General features: G+C 63.8%; 11 protein-coding genes. 10 read left to right on the forward strand and 1 reads right to left on the reverse strand.

The window, feature by feature from the left end:
- Positions 1-69: 69 nt before the first annotated feature.
- The 4 genes from cobW (at position 70) to AC07SI_RS16825 (ending at position 7155) form a co-directional block, all read left to right on the forward strand.
- Positions 70-1131, forward strand: a complete 1062-nt coding sequence (gene cobW, locus AC07SI_RS16810) for a cobalamin biosynthesis protein CobW (protein ID WP_065906450.1) — start codon at positions 70-72, stop codon at positions 1129-1131.
- A 3-nt stretch (positions 1132-1134) separates the two neighbouring features.
- The gene (gene cobN / locus AC07SI_RS16815; protein ID WP_495006121.1) at positions 1135-4896 is read left to right on the forward strand and encodes a cobaltochelatase subunit CobN; all 3762 of its coding nucleotides are present in this window, start codon (positions 1135-1137) and stop codon (positions 4894-4896) included.
- Between the two features lie 604 nt (positions 4897-5500).
- Entirely contained in the window at positions 5501-6499 is a 999-nt protein-coding gene (locus AC07SI_RS16820; RefSeq protein ID WP_495006122.1) for a magnesium chelatase ATPase subunit I, read from the forward strand.
- A 53-nt stretch (positions 6500-6552) separates the two neighbouring features.
- Positions 6553-7155 carry a vWA domain-containing protein gene (locus AC07SI_RS16825; protein ID WP_106805683.1) on the forward strand — a complete coding sequence of 201 codons (603 nt, stop codon included), beginning with the start codon at positions 6553-6555 and terminating at the stop codon, positions 7153-7155.
- Between the two features lie 305 nt (positions 7156-7460).
- Here AC07SI_RS16825 and AC07SI_RS16830 read toward each other — a convergent pair whose 3' ends face one another.
- The gene (locus AC07SI_RS16830; RefSeq protein WP_282397426.1) at positions 7461-8408 is read right to left on the reverse strand and encodes a DUF1853 family protein; all 948 of its coding nucleotides are present in this window, start codon (positions 8406-8408) and stop codon (positions 7461-7463) included.
- 147 nt (positions 8409-8555) lie between these two features.
- On the opposite strand from AC07SI_RS16830, the gene AC07SI_RS16835 reads away from it, so the two are divergent.
- Genes AC07SI_RS16835 through pepN form a run of 6 tightly spaced genes read left to right on the forward strand, consistent with a single transcriptional unit; the run spans position 8556 to position 15056 of the window.
- Positions 8556-9446, forward strand: coding sequence for an NAD(+) kinase (locus AC07SI_RS16835; RefSeq protein ID WP_003217892.1), 891 nt, complete (start codon positions 8556-8558; stop codon positions 9444-9446).
- Positions 9443-10417 carry a metallophosphoesterase gene (locus tag AC07SI_RS16840; protein WP_371920703.1) on the forward strand — a complete coding sequence of 325 codons (975 nt, stop codon included), beginning with the start codon at positions 9443-9445 and terminating at the stop codon, positions 10415-10417. Before AC07SI_RS16835 ends, AC07SI_RS16840 begins: the two co-directional genes overlap by 4 nt.
- Complete coding sequence (locus AC07SI_RS16845) at positions 10414-11283, forward strand: rhomboid family intramembrane serine protease (protein ID WP_106804171.1); 870 nt, start codon at positions 10414-10416, stop codon at positions 11281-11283. Before AC07SI_RS16840 ends, AC07SI_RS16845 begins: the two co-directional genes overlap by 4 nt.
- A 14-nt stretch (positions 11284-11297) precedes the next feature.
- Positions 11298-11558 (forward strand): YeaC family protein, encoded by a 261-nt coding sequence (locus AC07SI_RS16850; protein WP_016972751.1) that lies wholly within the window; start codon positions 11298-11300, stop codon positions 11556-11558.
- Positions 11555-12385 carry a DUF2797 domain-containing protein gene (locus tag AC07SI_RS16855; RefSeq protein ID WP_065906465.1) on the forward strand — a complete coding sequence of 277 codons (831 nt, stop codon included), beginning with the start codon at positions 11555-11557 and terminating at the stop codon, positions 12383-12385. Before AC07SI_RS16850 ends, AC07SI_RS16855 begins: the two co-directional genes overlap by 4 nt.
- A gap of 13 nt (positions 12386-12398) precedes the next feature.
- Positions 12399-15056 (forward strand): aminopeptidase N, encoded by a 2658-nt coding sequence (gene pepN, locus AC07SI_RS16860; protein ID WP_495006123.1) that lies wholly within the window; start codon positions 12399-12401, stop codon positions 15054-15056.
- Positions 15057-15102: the final 46 nt, after the last annotated feature.

Here is a 15102-nt window from a genome sequence, read left to right on the forward strand (position 1 = left end):
TGACGAAATCTGCCGCTGCGCGCCGCCGCAGGGCCTATCGTCCCGTATGCCCGCCCCAAAGGGCATCCGATGAAAACACTGGCCAAACTCCCCGTCACCATCGTTACCGGCTTTCTCGGTTCGGGCAAAACCACGCTGCTGCGCCATATGCTCGACAACGCCCAGGGCCGTCGCATTGCCGTGATCGTCAACGAATTCGGCGAGCTGGGCATCGACGGTGAAATCCTCAAGCAGTGCTCCATCGGGTGCACCGAGGAAGAAGCCAATGGCCGCGTGTATGAGTTGGCCAACGGCTGCCTGTGCTGCACCGTGCAGGAAGAGTTCTTCCCAGTGATGCGCGAACTGGTCGCCCGTCGCGGTGACCTCGACCATATCCTCATCGAAACATCGGGCCTGGCCCTGCCAAAGCCGCTGGTGCAGGCCTTCCAGTGGCCGGAAATCCGCAGTGCCTGCACCGTCGACGCGGTGATTACCGTGGTCGACAGCCCGGCCGTGGCCGCCGGCACTTTCGCCGCCTTCCCGGATCAAGTCGACGCGCAGCGTAAACTCGACCCGAACCTGGACCACGAATCGCCATTGCACGAGCTGTTCGCCGACCAACTGGCCAGCGCCGACCTGGTGATCCTCAACAAATCCGACCTGATCAGCGCGGAAGACCTGGCCCGTGTGCGCCTGGAAGTCGCCGAAGAACTGCCGCCGGCGGTGAAGATCATCGAAGCCAGCAGCGGGCGCCTGCCGCTCGACGTGCTGATCGGCCTGGGCGCCGGCTCCGAAGAGCACATCGACGGTCGCCACAGCCACCACGATCATCACCATGAAGGTGAAGACGATCACGACCACGATGCGTTCGACTCGATCTCCATCGACCTGCCGCAAGCCGACGAAGCGCTGCTGCTCGACGCCCTGACCCAACTCGTGGTGCAACACGGCATCCTGCGCGTCAAAGGCTTCGCGGCGATCCCGAACAAGCCGATGCGCCTGCTGATCCAGGGCGTGGGCACGCGGTTCGACAAGCACTTCGACCGCGCCTGGGCGGCCGATGAAGCGCGCATCACGCGCCTGGTACTGATCGGCCAGGAGCTGGATGCGGCTGGCCTCGAAGCGCAATTGCGCGCTGCCCTCAGCGTTTAACCCATGCACCTGCTCAGGACCCAGCCCGGTGGTTTCGTCTCGGACGACAATATTGCCGACCTTGGACAAACGCCCGCCGAACTGGTGATCCTGTGCAGCGGCGACTCCAGCCTGGCGCTGCTCGCCGAAGCCGCCCAGCAGTTGCCCGAGGATTACCCCAGCTTTCGCCTCGCCAACCCGATGCAGGTGCAGAACCATGCCTCGGTCGACCTGTACGTCGACGAGGTGCTGCGCCATGCCAAGGTCATCCTGATTTCGCTGCACGGCGGCATCGGCTATTGGCGCTACGGTATCGAGCGCCTGGTGGAGTTGGCCGAGCGCGGCGTGCAACTGATCCTGGTGCCGGGGGATGATCGCCCCGACCCGGAACTCAGCGGGCTGAGTACCGTTGGGGCGGCGGAACGCGACCGCCTGTGGCACTTCCTGCGCCAGGGCGGCCTGGGCAACGCGCTGGATTTCTACGGTTGCCTGGCGAGCAGTTACCTGGGCCGCAGCTACGCCTGGAACGAGCCGCAAACCCTGCCGCGCACGGCGATTTATCACCCGCACACAGCCAACCCGCGCCTGAATGACTGGCAGGCGGATTGGCGCGCGGAGTGGCCGGTGGCGGCGGTGCTGTTCTACCGCTCGCACCTGCAGGCGGCCAATACCGGTTTTATCGATGTGTTCTGCCAGCGCTTGCAGGCGGCGGGTCTCAACCCGTTGCCGATGGCGGTGGCCAGTTTGAAAGAGCCCGGCTGCCTGACGGTGGTCGAGGACCTGCTGGACGAGGTCGGCGCGGCGGTGATCCTGAACACCACCGGCTTCGCCCAATCCAGCCCGGAAGCCCCGCACCTGCGGCCGTTTCGCCGCAATATCCCGGTGATCCAGGCGATCTGCGCCCAAGACAACCAGCCCGGCTGGGAAGCCAGCGAACAAGGCCTGGGCCCGCGCGACCTGGCCATGCACATTGCCTTGCCGGAGCTGGACGGGCGCATCATCAGCCGGCCGATCAGCTTCAAGGACCTGGCCTGGCGCAGTGAGCGCAGCCAGTCGGACGTGGTGTGCTACCGCGCCGCGCCCGAGCGCATGGATTTTGTCGCCGAACTGGCCCGACGCTGGGTCGAACTGGCGCGGGTGCCGAATGCACAAAAACGCATCGCGCTGATCCTCGCCAACTACCCGACCCGCGACGGCCGTATCGGCAACGGCGTGGGCCTGGATACGCCTGCTGCTGCGCTGAATATCCTGCGTGCTCTGCACGCCGAGGGTTATCCGCTGCCCGCTGAGTTGCCGGAGAGCGGCACTGCGTTGATCCATGAACTACTGGGCGGTGTCACCAACGACCTCGACAGCCTCGACCTGCGCCCCTGCCATCAAAGCCTCGGCCTGGATGATTACGAGGCGATGTTCAACCGCCTGCCCGAGGCCAATCGCCGGGCCGTGCTGGAGCGCTGGGGTACCCCGGACCACGATCCGATGTGCCGCGACGGGCGCATGATGATCGCAGGCCTGCGCCTGGGCCTGACCTTTGTCGGCATCCAGCCGGCGCGCGGTTACCAGGTGGACGCCAGCGCGGTGTACCACGACCCGGACCTGGTGCCGCCTCACGGCTACCTGGCGTTCTATTTCTGGCTGCGCCATACCTACGGCGCCCATGGCGTGATTCATGTGGGTAAGCACGGCAACCTCGAATGGCTGCCGGGCAAGGGCGTGGGCCTGTCGGAAAACTGCTGGCCGGACGCGTTGCTGGGGCCGTTGCCGAATATCTACCCGTTTATAGTCAATGACCCGGGCGAGGGCGCCCAGGCCAAGCGCCGCACCCAGGCGGTGATCATCGATCACTTGATGCCGCCGCTGACCCGCGCCGAGACCTATGGGCCGTTGCGTGACCTGGAATTGCTGGCGGACGAGTACTACGAGGCCCAACTGCTCGACCCGCGTCGGGCGGTTGAGCTGCAAAAGGACATCCTCAAGTTGGTGCGCGAAACCCGCATCGACCAGGAACTTGAGCTCGACAACGACGCCGACGCAGCGGTGTGGCTGCCGCGCCTGGATACTTACCTGTGTGACCTGAAGGAGTCGCAGATCCGCGACGGCCTGCATATCTTTGGTGAGTCGCCTGAAGGCCGCCTGCGCATCGATACCTTGCTCGCATTGCTGCGCATTCCGCGCGGCGATGGGCGTGGTCCGCAATCGAGCCTGTTGCGGGTGTTGGCCAAGGCCTTCGACCTGGGCTTCGACCCGCTCGATTGCGCCCTCGCCGAACCCTGGACCGGCCGCCGCCCCATGGTCTTGCAGAAGATCGACGCGCAGTTGTGGCGCACCGCCGGTGACACCCGCGAGCGCCTGGAGCTGTATGCGGCGCGCTTGATCGAGCAGGCGCTGGAAGGGCCGTTGGAGCAGTTGGAGGAGCCCGGTTGGGAGGATGTGAAGGCCGTTATCGAAAGCCTGCGCATTGTCGTCGCACCGCGCCTGGATGCCTGTGGTCCAGCGGAAATGCGCGGCTTGCTCGACGCCCTGGGCGGCCGTTTCGTGCCGGCCGGGCCGAGTGGGGCGCCGAGTCGCGGGCGCCTGGATGTACTGCCGACGGGACGCAATTTTTTCACCGTGGACGTGCGTAACCTGCCGACCACCACCGCCTGGCGCATTGGCTTTCAGTCGGCGAACCTGATTCTTGAGCGACACCTGCAAGATCATGGCGACCACCTGCGCCAACTCGGCCTGTCGGTGTGGGGCACCGCGACCATGCGCACCGGCGGCGACGATATCGCCCAGGCCATGGCGCTGATGGGCGTGCGCCCGGTATGGGCCACGGGCAGCCAGCGCGTGGATGACTTTGAGATCCTGCCGATCAGCCTGCTGGACCGCCCGCGCGTGGACGTGACGCTGCGCGTTTCGGGGTTCTTCCGCGATGCCTTCGCCAACCTGATCCGCCTGTTCGACGCAGCCGTGCAGGCGGTAGCGGCGCTGGATGAGCCGGATGATATGAACCCGCTGGCCGCCAAGGTGCGCAGTGAGCGCGCGGCGCTGCTCGAGTCCGGCCTGGATGAAGCCGCCGCCGCGAAGCAGGCGGGCTGGCGTATCTTCGGCGCCAAGCCCGGTGCCTATGGTGCAGGCGTGCAGGGCGCGATTGACGGGCGCCTATGGCAAAGCCGCGAGGACTTGGCCGAGGTCTACCTCAATTGGGGCGGTTATGCCTACGGCGGCTCGGATGAAGGCACCGCCGCCCGCGAGCAATTTGCCCAGCGCCTGAGCCAGGTGCAGGCGGTGTTGCAGAACCAGGACAACCGCGAGCACGACTTGCTCGATTCCAATGACTACTACCAATTCCAGGGCGGCATGCTCGCTGCCGTGGAAACCCTGAGTGGCGACACGGCTGCCAGTTATCATGGCGACCACAGCCAGCCGGACTTGCCGAGGATCCGTACCTTGAAGGAAGAGCTGAACCGCGTGATCCGCTCACGGGCCGCCAACCCGAAGTGGATCGACGGCGTGAAGCGCCACGGCTACAAAGGTGCGTTCGAGATGGCCGCGACCGTGGATAACCTGTTCGCGTTCGACGCCACCACCGCGCTGATCGACGATCATCAATACGCCTTGCTCGCCGACGCCTACCTGCTCGACCCCGACACCCGCGCGTTTGTGCAGCAGCACAACCCTGCGGCGCTGCGCGACATGACCGAACGCATGCTCGAAGCCCAGCAGCGCGGCCAGTGGCAGGAGCCGGGGGCGTATAAGGAAGCGTTGGAAAATCTGTTGCTGGATATAGAAGAAGACGGCTGAGGCTGTCTGTGGCAAGTGGGCTTGCTGAGGATGAGTAGGTTTGTTGTGGCAAGTGGCCTTACTGAGGGTGAGCAGGCTTATTGTGGCAAGTAGTCTTATTGAGGGTGAGTAGGCTTGTTGTGGCAAGTGGCCTTACTGAGGGTGTGTAGGCTTTTTGTGGCAAGTGGCCTTACTGAGGGTGTGTAGGTTTGTTGTGGCAAGTGTCCTTACTGAGGATGAGTAGGCTTTTTGTGGCAAGTCGCCTTACTGAGGGTGTGCAGGCTTTTTGTGGTGAGCGGGCTTGCCCCGCGTTGGGCTGCGAAGCAGCCCCAAAACCGCACGCTGCGGTTTGTCAGAAACAAATGCGTTGGCTTTAATGGGGCTGCTGCGCAGCCCAACGCGGGGCAAGCCCGCTCGCCACAAAAAAGCCCACTGGCTGACAGAGGCTGCTAGTTACAACAAGCTCACTGGCTGACAGGGGCCTGCTAGTTACAACAAGTTCACTGGCTGACAGGGGGCCTGCTGGTCACAACAAGCCTACTGGCTGACAAGAGGCCTACTGGTCACAACACGCTCGACCACCACAGGAAACCGCCTGTGCCGCAGTATTTAACGAGAAATAGGCATGACTGATATTCCCCATTTTCCGCTGTCCGCCGTGGTCGGCGCCGATGACTTGAAGCTGGCGCTGTGCCTGACTGCCATCGACCCGAAGATTGGCGGTGTGCTGATCGAAGGCCCGCGCGGCATGGCCAAGTCGACCCTGGCGCGCGGCCTGGCCGATTTACTGGCCAGCGGGCAGTTTGTCACCTTGCCGTTGGGCGCCACCGAAGAACGTCTGGTTGGCACTTTGGACCTGAACGCTGCGCTGGGTGAAGGCCGCGCGCAGTTTTCCCCCGGCGTGCTGGCCAAGGCCGACGGGGGCGTGCTGTATGTCGATGAAGTCAACTTGCTGCCCGATCACCTGGTCGACCTGTTGCTGGACGTCGCCGCCAGCGGCACCAACCTGATCGAACGCGACGGTATTTCCCACCGGCACTCGGCGCGCTTTGTGCTGATCGGCACGATGAACCCGGAGGAGGGCGAGCTGCGGCCGCAGTTGCTGGATCGCTTCGGTTTCAATGTGGCGTTGAGCGGGCAGACGTTGCCGGCCGAGCGTGGGCAAATCATCCGCCGTCGTCTGGATTTCGACAGTGACCCGGCGGCGTTTTGCACGCAGTGGGCCGAGCAGCAGGCCGCGTTGCGTGAGCGCTGCACCCAGGCGCGGGCGCGGCTGGAGAGCATCGCGCTGGATGATCAGGCCTTGGCGCAGATCACCGAGCGCTGCTTTGCCGCGGGTGTCGATGGCTTGCGCGCTGATCTGGTCTGGCTGCGCGGCGCCAGGGCCCACGCGGCGTGGCGCGGGGCGACCGCGATTGCCGAGGAAGATATAGACGCGGTGGCGGAATTTGCCTTGCGCCATCGTCGCCAAGCGCAATCCCCAGCGGCCAGCCCGCCGCCTGAAGGCCAGGCGCCCAAGCCATCGGATACCTCGCCTGGTCAAGGCCAATGGGGCGATATGCCCGCACCGGCCCTGCCCACGGGCGCCCGCCGAGACGTGCCCAGCTGGCCAAAAAAGCCCTAGGCATCCGCCCCCGACCTGACGCGGGGGCGGATGCCCGTCCCACCGCGGGGCGACTGGACAGAGGCAGGCAGGGCAAGGCGCGCAGCGCGAAGCAGGGCGCGGTCAACTGGCCGGGCACTTTGCTCGGTGGCCGACCGCAATCGCGTGAAGACTTGCGCTATCACCTGCGCAGCCGTTCGGCGCACGAATTGTGGCTGGTGATCGTCGATGCTTCGGCGTCTACCCGTCGGCACCGTGCATTGACCGACGCCAAAGGCTTATTGGCGCAATTGTTTGATGACGCTTATCGCCAGCGGGCACGCATGGCGTTGCTGACGGCCAGCGGACAATCGCCCGCATGGCAGGTGCAGGGGCTCAAGGCGGCGAAAAGCCTGGCGGGCTGGCTCGAACAGCTGGGCGCGGGTGGCGGCACGCCGTTGCTGGCGGCGTTGACCGAGGCGGGGCATTGGTTGGCGGCACGGCGCAAGCGTTACCCGACCGAGCAGCAGCGCTTGCTGGTGATCACCGATGGGCGGCTCAAGACGATTACCGGGCTGCCTTTGCTGGAGTGTCCGGGGCTGTTGGTGGATATCGAGCGAGGGCCGATCCGATTGGGGCGCGCGCAGGAACTGGCGGCCGAGTTGCAGCTGGAATATCGGCATATCGATAGGCTGTAGTGCCTGGACTATTGCTTTCGCAGGCAAGCCAGCTCCCACATTAATATGCGGCGCGCTTGAAATGTCGGTCTGGCTTGCCCACGATGGGCCCCTCAAGCCTGCCCGAAACCCCCGCAGCCAACCCAATAACCAGCCTGAAATACGCTCCAAATGTGGGAGCTGGCTTGCCTGCGATGAGTCCCTTGAAGCCGCCCCAAAACCCTCACCCAGACCCCACAGCCAACCCAATAACCAGCCTGGAATACGCTCCAAATGTGGGAGCGGGCTTGCTCGCGAAGAGGCCATCAGCCACCCCGCAAAAATAATCAGGTGCTGCCCGGCACGTTCGGCCACAAATCAGCCACCAGGAACAATCGCTCGGCTTCCTCCCAGTCCTCACCGACTTGCACCATGCGCACCAGTAGCTGCGCCGGCGCCATCGGCTCCAACTCCGCGAGCCAGCCCTGCATTTGTTCCGCGCTCCACACCTCATCCGCGCGGTAATGCGCGGGTGCCAGCCATGCGTGCCGGGGCAGGGGCTGCCAGCGCCCAGGCGGGGTGGTGCGGACAAACTCCTGCCAGTCACGCTGATGCAACCAGCGCCCGCGCAAATGCTGCGGATGGGCTCCTCGGGGCGGCTCCGCCTGGCCCGGCCAGGGATAGAGCAAATACCCCCCAAGCCACAAATGCGCGTCGAACTGCTGGATATCCAAGGCGCCCAGCGCCTCACGGCTTTCCGGCCGCGCCGAAATCGGCAGTTGATGCTGGGCCAGGTGCGCCAGCTTGCGATCCAACCGGTCATGGCAGCCCGGGCCGAGCCACTGCGCAGTGTCCTCGCCGTTGCCGTGCTGGGGGCCGAGATAGAGCTTGATCGCCAGTTCCAGGTGGTGCACGCCCTCACGGTCGCGCAGCAGCATGTCGAGCTCGCCCAGGGTGTGCCCGGCGCGGCGGATCGGCAGGTTGGCGGCCAGCAGCTCGACGCCCGGCGCATGCTGCACGGCGAACTGCCACAGGCGTTCGTAGTAGAGGCCCAGGCGGCGCGTGCGCGACAGGCTCAGCCAGTGCTGCAAGGCGCTGCTGTCGCGGTCGAGTGTGCGTAGCCAGTGTTCAAGCCGCTCGGGCGCTTGCACCCAGTCGCTGCCGGCCAGCGGGTGGCGCTGCGGCCACGGCGTCTGCGCCAGCATCGGCGGGGCGAGCATCACCCACGCCAGGTCGCGCACCTCGGGGTGGCGCAGTTGGCGGGGCAGGTTGTGCAAATCCGGGAACACAGTCATGAGTCCGAGCATAGCCTTTTAACCGCCGCGCAGGTGGCTGAGAACCGTTGTCATCAAGGCTTCACGGCGACAAAGGATTTTGCCTCAGGCGGCCTTTCGCCCATAATCGTTTCTTTTTTGCCACACCCCAAATCCCGCAGGAGCCCCATGGAGCAATTTCGCAATATCGGCATTATCGGTCGCCTGGGCAGTACCCAGGTGTTGGACACCGTCCGCCGGCTGAAAAAATTCCTGCTGGAACGCCACCTGCATGTGATCCTCGAAGACACCATTGCCGAGATTCTCCCCGGCCACGGCCTGCAGACTTCCTCCCGCAAGATGCTCGGCGAAGTGTGCGACATGGTCATCGTGGTCGGCGGCGACGGCAGCCTGCTCGGCGCCGCCCGGGCCCTGGCGCGGCATAACGTGCCGGTGCTGGGGATCAACCGTGGCAGCCTGGGGTTCCTCACCGATATCCGTCCCGATGAGCTGGAAGTCGAAGTGGCCAAGGTCCTCGACGGCCATTACCTGGTGGAAAACCGCTTCCTGCTGCAAGCCGAGGTACGTCGCCACGGCGAGGCCATCGGCCAGGGCGATGCGCTCAATGATGTGGTGCTGCACCCCGGCAAATCCACGCGGATGATCGAGTTCGAGCTGTATATCGACGGCCAGTTCGTGTGCAGCCAGAAGGCCGATGGCCTGATCGTCGCCACGCCGACCGGGTCCACGGCCTACGCGCTGTCGGCCGGTGGCCCGATCATGCATCCCAAGCTGGATGCCATTGTGATCGTGCCGATGTACCCCCATATGTTGTCGAGCCGGCCAATCGTGGTCGATGGCAACAGTGAGCTGAAAATCGTGGTGTCCAAAGACATGCAGATCTACCCGCAAGTCTCCTGCGACGGGCAGAACCATTTCACCTGCGCCCCCGGTGACACCATCACCGTGAGCAAGAAGGCGCAGAAGTTGCGCTTGATCCATCCGCTGGATCACAACTACTACGAAGTGTGCCGCACCAAGTTGGGCTGGGGCAGCCGCTTGGGGGGTGGAGGCGACTGATGCTCGATCCCGCGCGCAGCTACGACCTGATTGGTGACGTGCACGGTTGCGCCCATACCCTTGAGCACCTGCTCGACCGGTTGGGCTACCACAAGCAAGGGGGGACCTGGCGCCACCCGTCGCGCATGGCGGTGTTCCTCGGCGATATCATCGACCGTGGCCCGCGCATTCGCGAGGCGCTGCATATCGTCCATGACATGACCGAGGCCGGTCAGGCGCTGTGCATCATGGGCAACCACGAGTTCAATGCCCTGGGCTGGACCACACCGGCGCCGCCGGGCAGTGGCAAGCAGTTCGTGCGCGAGCACAACCCACGGCATGCGAGGTTGATCCAGGAAACCCTGACCCAGTTCGAGCAGCACCCGGGTGACTGGCACGACTTCCTCGGCTGGTTCTACGACATGCCGCTGTTTGTCGATGCCGGGCGTTTTCGCGTGGTGCATGCGTGCTGGGATGACGGCTTTATCCAACCGCTGCGCGCGACCTTCGCGGACGGCTGCATCGACCCGCACTTCCTGCAGGCCGCCGCCGTGCCCGGCAGTTTTGCCTGCAATGCCTTCGACCGCTTGTTGCGCGGCACCGACATGCGCCTGCCCGATGGCCTCACGCTGACCGGCGGCGATGGGCTGACGCGTTCGTTCTTTCGCACCAAGTTCTGGGAAGACGACCCGAAAACCTACGGCGACATCGTGTTCCAGCCCGACGCCTTGCCGGAGCCGGTGGCGCGCACACCGTTGTCGTCCACGCAAAAAAATTCCCTGCTGCGCTATGGCGTCGACGAGCCCCTGCTGTTCGTCGGCCATTACTGGCGCAGCGGCAAACCGGCGCCGATCCGCCCGAACCTGGCCTGCCTGGACTACAGCGCCGTGCTGTACGGCAAGTTGGTGGCGTACCGCCTGGACCAGGAAACCCAACTGGATCCGCGTAAATTCGTCTGGGTCGACGTTGAGCGACCTGAGGTCATTAAATGAGTACCGTGGCTGTATTGCGCCTGCCCCTGAGCGTCGACCTGGGTGGTTTCGTCAAATTGCTGCAACGCATGCAAGTGCCCCATCGCGTCAGCGAAGAGGCGGGTGAGCAAGTGTTGTGGGTTCCGGAAACCATCAGTGAAGACGTGCGTGTGTTGTACCAACGCTTTCCCGCCGGCGATCCCGACCAGCAACTGGATATTCCCGAGCAGGCGCCGGTTTCGCGCCCCGGTTTTATCCAGCAAGTGCGCCACAGCCCGGTAACGGCGCTGGTGCTGTTGGCGAGCATCATCGTGGGCGCGGTGACCTTGCTGGGTGAGAACCTGCAAGCCATGAGCTGGCTGACGTTCCTGCCGTTTCGGGTGATGGGCGAGTACATCCAGTTCACCCCGTTCGCCGACATGTTGGCTTCAGGGCAGTGGTGGCGGTTGGTCACGCCGATGCTGATCCACTTCGGCATCCTGCACCTGGCCATGAATGGCATGTGGTACTGGGAGCTGGGCCGGCGCATCGAAGTGCGCCAGGGCAGCATCAACCTGCTCGGCTTGACCCTGTTGTTCAGCCTGGTCTCCAACTACGCTCAATACGCCTACGGTGGCCCCGGCCTGTTTGGTGGGTTGTCCGGCGTGTTGTATGGCTTGCTCGGGCATTGCTGGATCTTTCAATTATTGTCGCCCAACCCGGCCTATCGCTTGCCCCGTGGGGTGCTGGTGATGATGCTGGTGTGGCTGGTGCTGTGCCTGTCGGGGCTGGTCTCGATGATCGGCTTCGGCGAAATCGCCAACGCTGCCCATGTCGGCGGCCTGGTCATCGGTTGCCTTACCGGTTTGCTCGGCGGGTTGTACAACCGTCGCAAATCCTCTCTTTGATAAGGAAGAGCCTTATGTCCTCTTTTGCTGAAATGATCGAAAACATCACCCCCGATATCTACGAGAGCCTCAAGCTCGCGGTGGAAATCGGCAAGTGGTCCGATGGCCGCAAGCTCACCGCCGAGCAGCGCGAGCTGTCCCTGCAGGCGGTGATCGCCTGGGAAATCCAGAACCTGCCGGAAGACCAGCGCACCGGCTACATGGGCCCGCAGGAGTGCGCGTCCAAGTCGGCACCGGTGCCGAACATCCTGTTCAAGTCGGATGCGATCCATTGATTGAAATTGGTCGCGGTGCAGTCAGCAAGATGTCGGCGCAACTCGGTGAGCCGACCGTTCAATACGCGTTTCGCCTGGGCGATGTCGAGGTGCCGGTCAACCCGCTGATCGGTACTCACGTGCGCCTGGAATACCTCGGTGCCATCCATTGCAGCCATTGCGGCCGCAAGACCAAGACCAGCTTCAGCCAGGGGTATTGCTACCCGTGCATGACCAAGCTGGCCCAGTGTGACCTGTGCATCATGAGCCCCGAGCGTTGCCATTACGACGCTGGCACCTGCCGCGATCCGGGCTGGGGCGAGCAGTTCTGCATGACCGACCACGTGGTGTACCTGGCCAACTCGTCGGGGATCAAGGTCGGCATCACTCGCGCGACCCAATTGCCCACCCGCTGGCTGGACCAGGGCGCGAGCCAGGCGCTGCCGATCATGCGCGTTGCCACTCGCCAGCAGTCCGGCTTTGTCGAGGACCTGTTCCGCAGCCAAGTGGCCGACAAAACCAACTGGCGAGCGCTGCTCAAAGGCGATGCGCAATCGGTGGACCTCAAGCACGTGCGTGATGAGCTGTTCGCGGCCTGCGCCGAAGGCCTGGTGACGTTGCAGGAACGCTTTGGCCTACAGGCCATCCAAACGATTGCCGACATCGAGCCGATCGAAATCCGCTACCCGGTCGAGCAGTATCCGACCAAGATCGTCAGCTTCAACCTGGACAAGAACCCGATTGCCGAAGGCACGCTGCTGGGGATCAAGGGCCAATACCTGATCTTCGACACCGGCGTTATCAATATTCGTAAGTACACGGCCTACCAGCTCGCCGTGCATCAGTAGAAGGATGCCATCCATGCGCACCGAACAACCGAAGATGATTTACCTGAAGGACTATCAGGCGCCGGACTACCTGATCGAAGAGACGCACCTGACCTTCGAGTTGTTCGAGGACCACAGCCTGGTCCACGCGCAGCTGGTGATGCGCCGCAACCCTGCGCGTGGCGCCGGCTTGCCGCCGCTGGTACTCGATGGCCAGCAACTGGAGCTGCTGACCGTCAACCTCGGTGACCAGGAACTGACGGCCGCTGATTACCAACTGACCGACAGCCACCTCACGCTGCACCCGACCCGCGAAACCTTCACGGTCGACACCAGCGTGCGCATCCACCCGGAGACCAACACCGCGCTGGAAGGCCTGTACAAATCCGGCAGCATGTTCTGCACCCAGTGTGAGGCCGAAGGCTTCCGCAAGATTACCTACTACCTCGACCGCCCGGACGTGATGAGCACCTTCACCACCACGGTGATCGCCGAGCAACATCGCTATCCGATCCTGCTGTCCAACGGCAACCCGATCGCCAGCGGCCCCGGTGAGGATGGCCGTCACTGGGCGACCTGGGAGGACCCGTTCAAGAAGCCGGCGTACCTGTTCGCCCTGGTGGCCGGCGACCTGTGGTGCGTCGAAGACAGCTTCACCACCATGACCCAGCGTGAAGTGGCGCTGCGCATTTATGTCGAGCCGGAAAATATCGACAAGTGCCAGCACGCCATGACCAGCCTGAAAAAATCCATGCGCTGGGACGAAGAAACCTACGGCCGTGAGTACGACCTCGATATCTTCATGATCGTCGCCGTGAACGATTTCAACATGGGGGCCATGGAGAACAAGGGCCTCAACATCTTCAACTCCAGTGCCGTGCTGGCCCGCGCCGAAACCGCCACCGACGCCGCGCACCAGCGGGTCGAGGCGATCGTCGCCCACGAATACTTCCACAACTGGTCGGGCAACCGCGTGACCTGCCGCGACTGGTTCCAGCTGTCGCTCAAGGAAGGCTTCACCGTGTTCCGTGACTCGGGTTTCTCGGCCGACATGAACTCGGCCACGGTCAAGCGCATCCAGGACGTGGCGTACCTGCGGACCCACCAGTTCGCCGAAGACGCCGGCCCCATGGCCCACGCGGTACGTCCGGACAGCTTTATCGAGATCTCCAACTTCTACACCCTGACAGTGTACGAAAAGGGCTCGGAAGTGGTCGGCATGATCCACACCTTGCTCGGCGCCGAAGGCTTCCGCAAAGGCAGCGACCTCTATTTCGAACGCCATGACGGCCAGGCCGTGACCTGCGACGACTTCATCAAGGCCATGGAAGACGCCAACGGCGCCGACCTCAACCAGTTCAAGCGCTGGTACAGCCAGGCAGGCACGCCACGCCTGGCGGTGAGCGAGTCCTACGACGCCGCGGCCAAGACCTACAGCCTGACGTTCCGCCAGAGCTGCCCGCAAACCCCGGACAAGGTCGAGAAGCTGCCGTTTGTGATTCCGGTGGAGCTGGGCCTGCTGGACGCCAAGGGCGCCGGTATCGCCTTGCGCCTGGCCGGTGAAGCGACGGCTGGCGCCACCTCCCGCGTGATCTCGGTGACCGAAGCCGAGCAGACGTTCACCTTCGTCGATATCGCCGAACAGCCGTTGCCCTCGCTGTTGCGTGGCTTCTCGGCCCCGGTGAAGCTGAGCTTCCCGTACAACCGCGACCAGCTGATGTTCCTGATGCAGCACGACAGCGACGGCTTCAACCGCTGGGATGCCGGCCAGCAACTGTCGGTGCAGGTGCTGCAGGAACTGATCGGCCAGCATCAGGCGGGCCAGCCGCTGAAGCTGGACCAACGCCTGATCGACGCGCTGCGCACCGTCTTGAGCGATGAATCCCTGGACCAGGCCATGGTCGCCGAGATGCTCTCGCTGCCGAGCGAAGCCTACCTGACGGAAATCAGCGAGGTGGCGGATGTCGATGCGATCCACGCCGCGCGCGAATTTGCCCGCAAGCAACTGGCCGACCATCTGTTCGAAGGGTTGTGGCTGCGTTACCAGGCCAATCGCGAGCTGTCCAAGCAGACGCCGTATGTCGCGGCCGCCGAGCACTTCGCCCGTCGTGCCCTGCAGAACATCGCGTTGTCGTACCTGATGCTCAGCGGCAAGCCAGAAGTCCTGGCGGCGACGCTAGATCAGTTCGACACCAGCGACAACATGACCGAACGCCTCACCGCACTGGCAGTGCTGGTGAATTCGCCGTTCGAAGCGGAAAAAGCCCAGGCGCTGGCGGTGTTCGCGGAGAACTTCAAGGACAACCCATTGGTCATGGACCAGTGGTTCAGCGTACAGGCCGGCAGCACGTTGCCGGGCGGGCTGGCACGGGTCAAGGCGTTGATGGAGCACCCGGCGTTCAATTTCAAGAACCCGAACAAGGTGCGCGCGCTGATCGGCGCTTTTGCCGGGCAGAACCTGATCAACTTCCACGCGGCGGACGGTTCGGGTTATCGCTTCCTGGCGGACCTGGTTATCCAGCTGAACGGCTTCAACCCACAAATCGCTTCGCGCCAGCTGGCGCCACTGACGCGCTGGCGTAAATACGACAGCGCGCGCCAGGCGCTGATGAAGGCGGAGCTGGAGCGCATTCGTGGCTCGGGTGAGTTGTCGAGTGATGTGTTCGAGGTGGTCAGCAAGAGCCTTGCCTGAATCGCCTGAATAAAAAAACGGCCTGTATAGGCCGTTTTTTTTTGCT

It is taken from the genome of Pseudomonas sp. GW821-FHT05D12 (genome assembly GCF_059419825.1).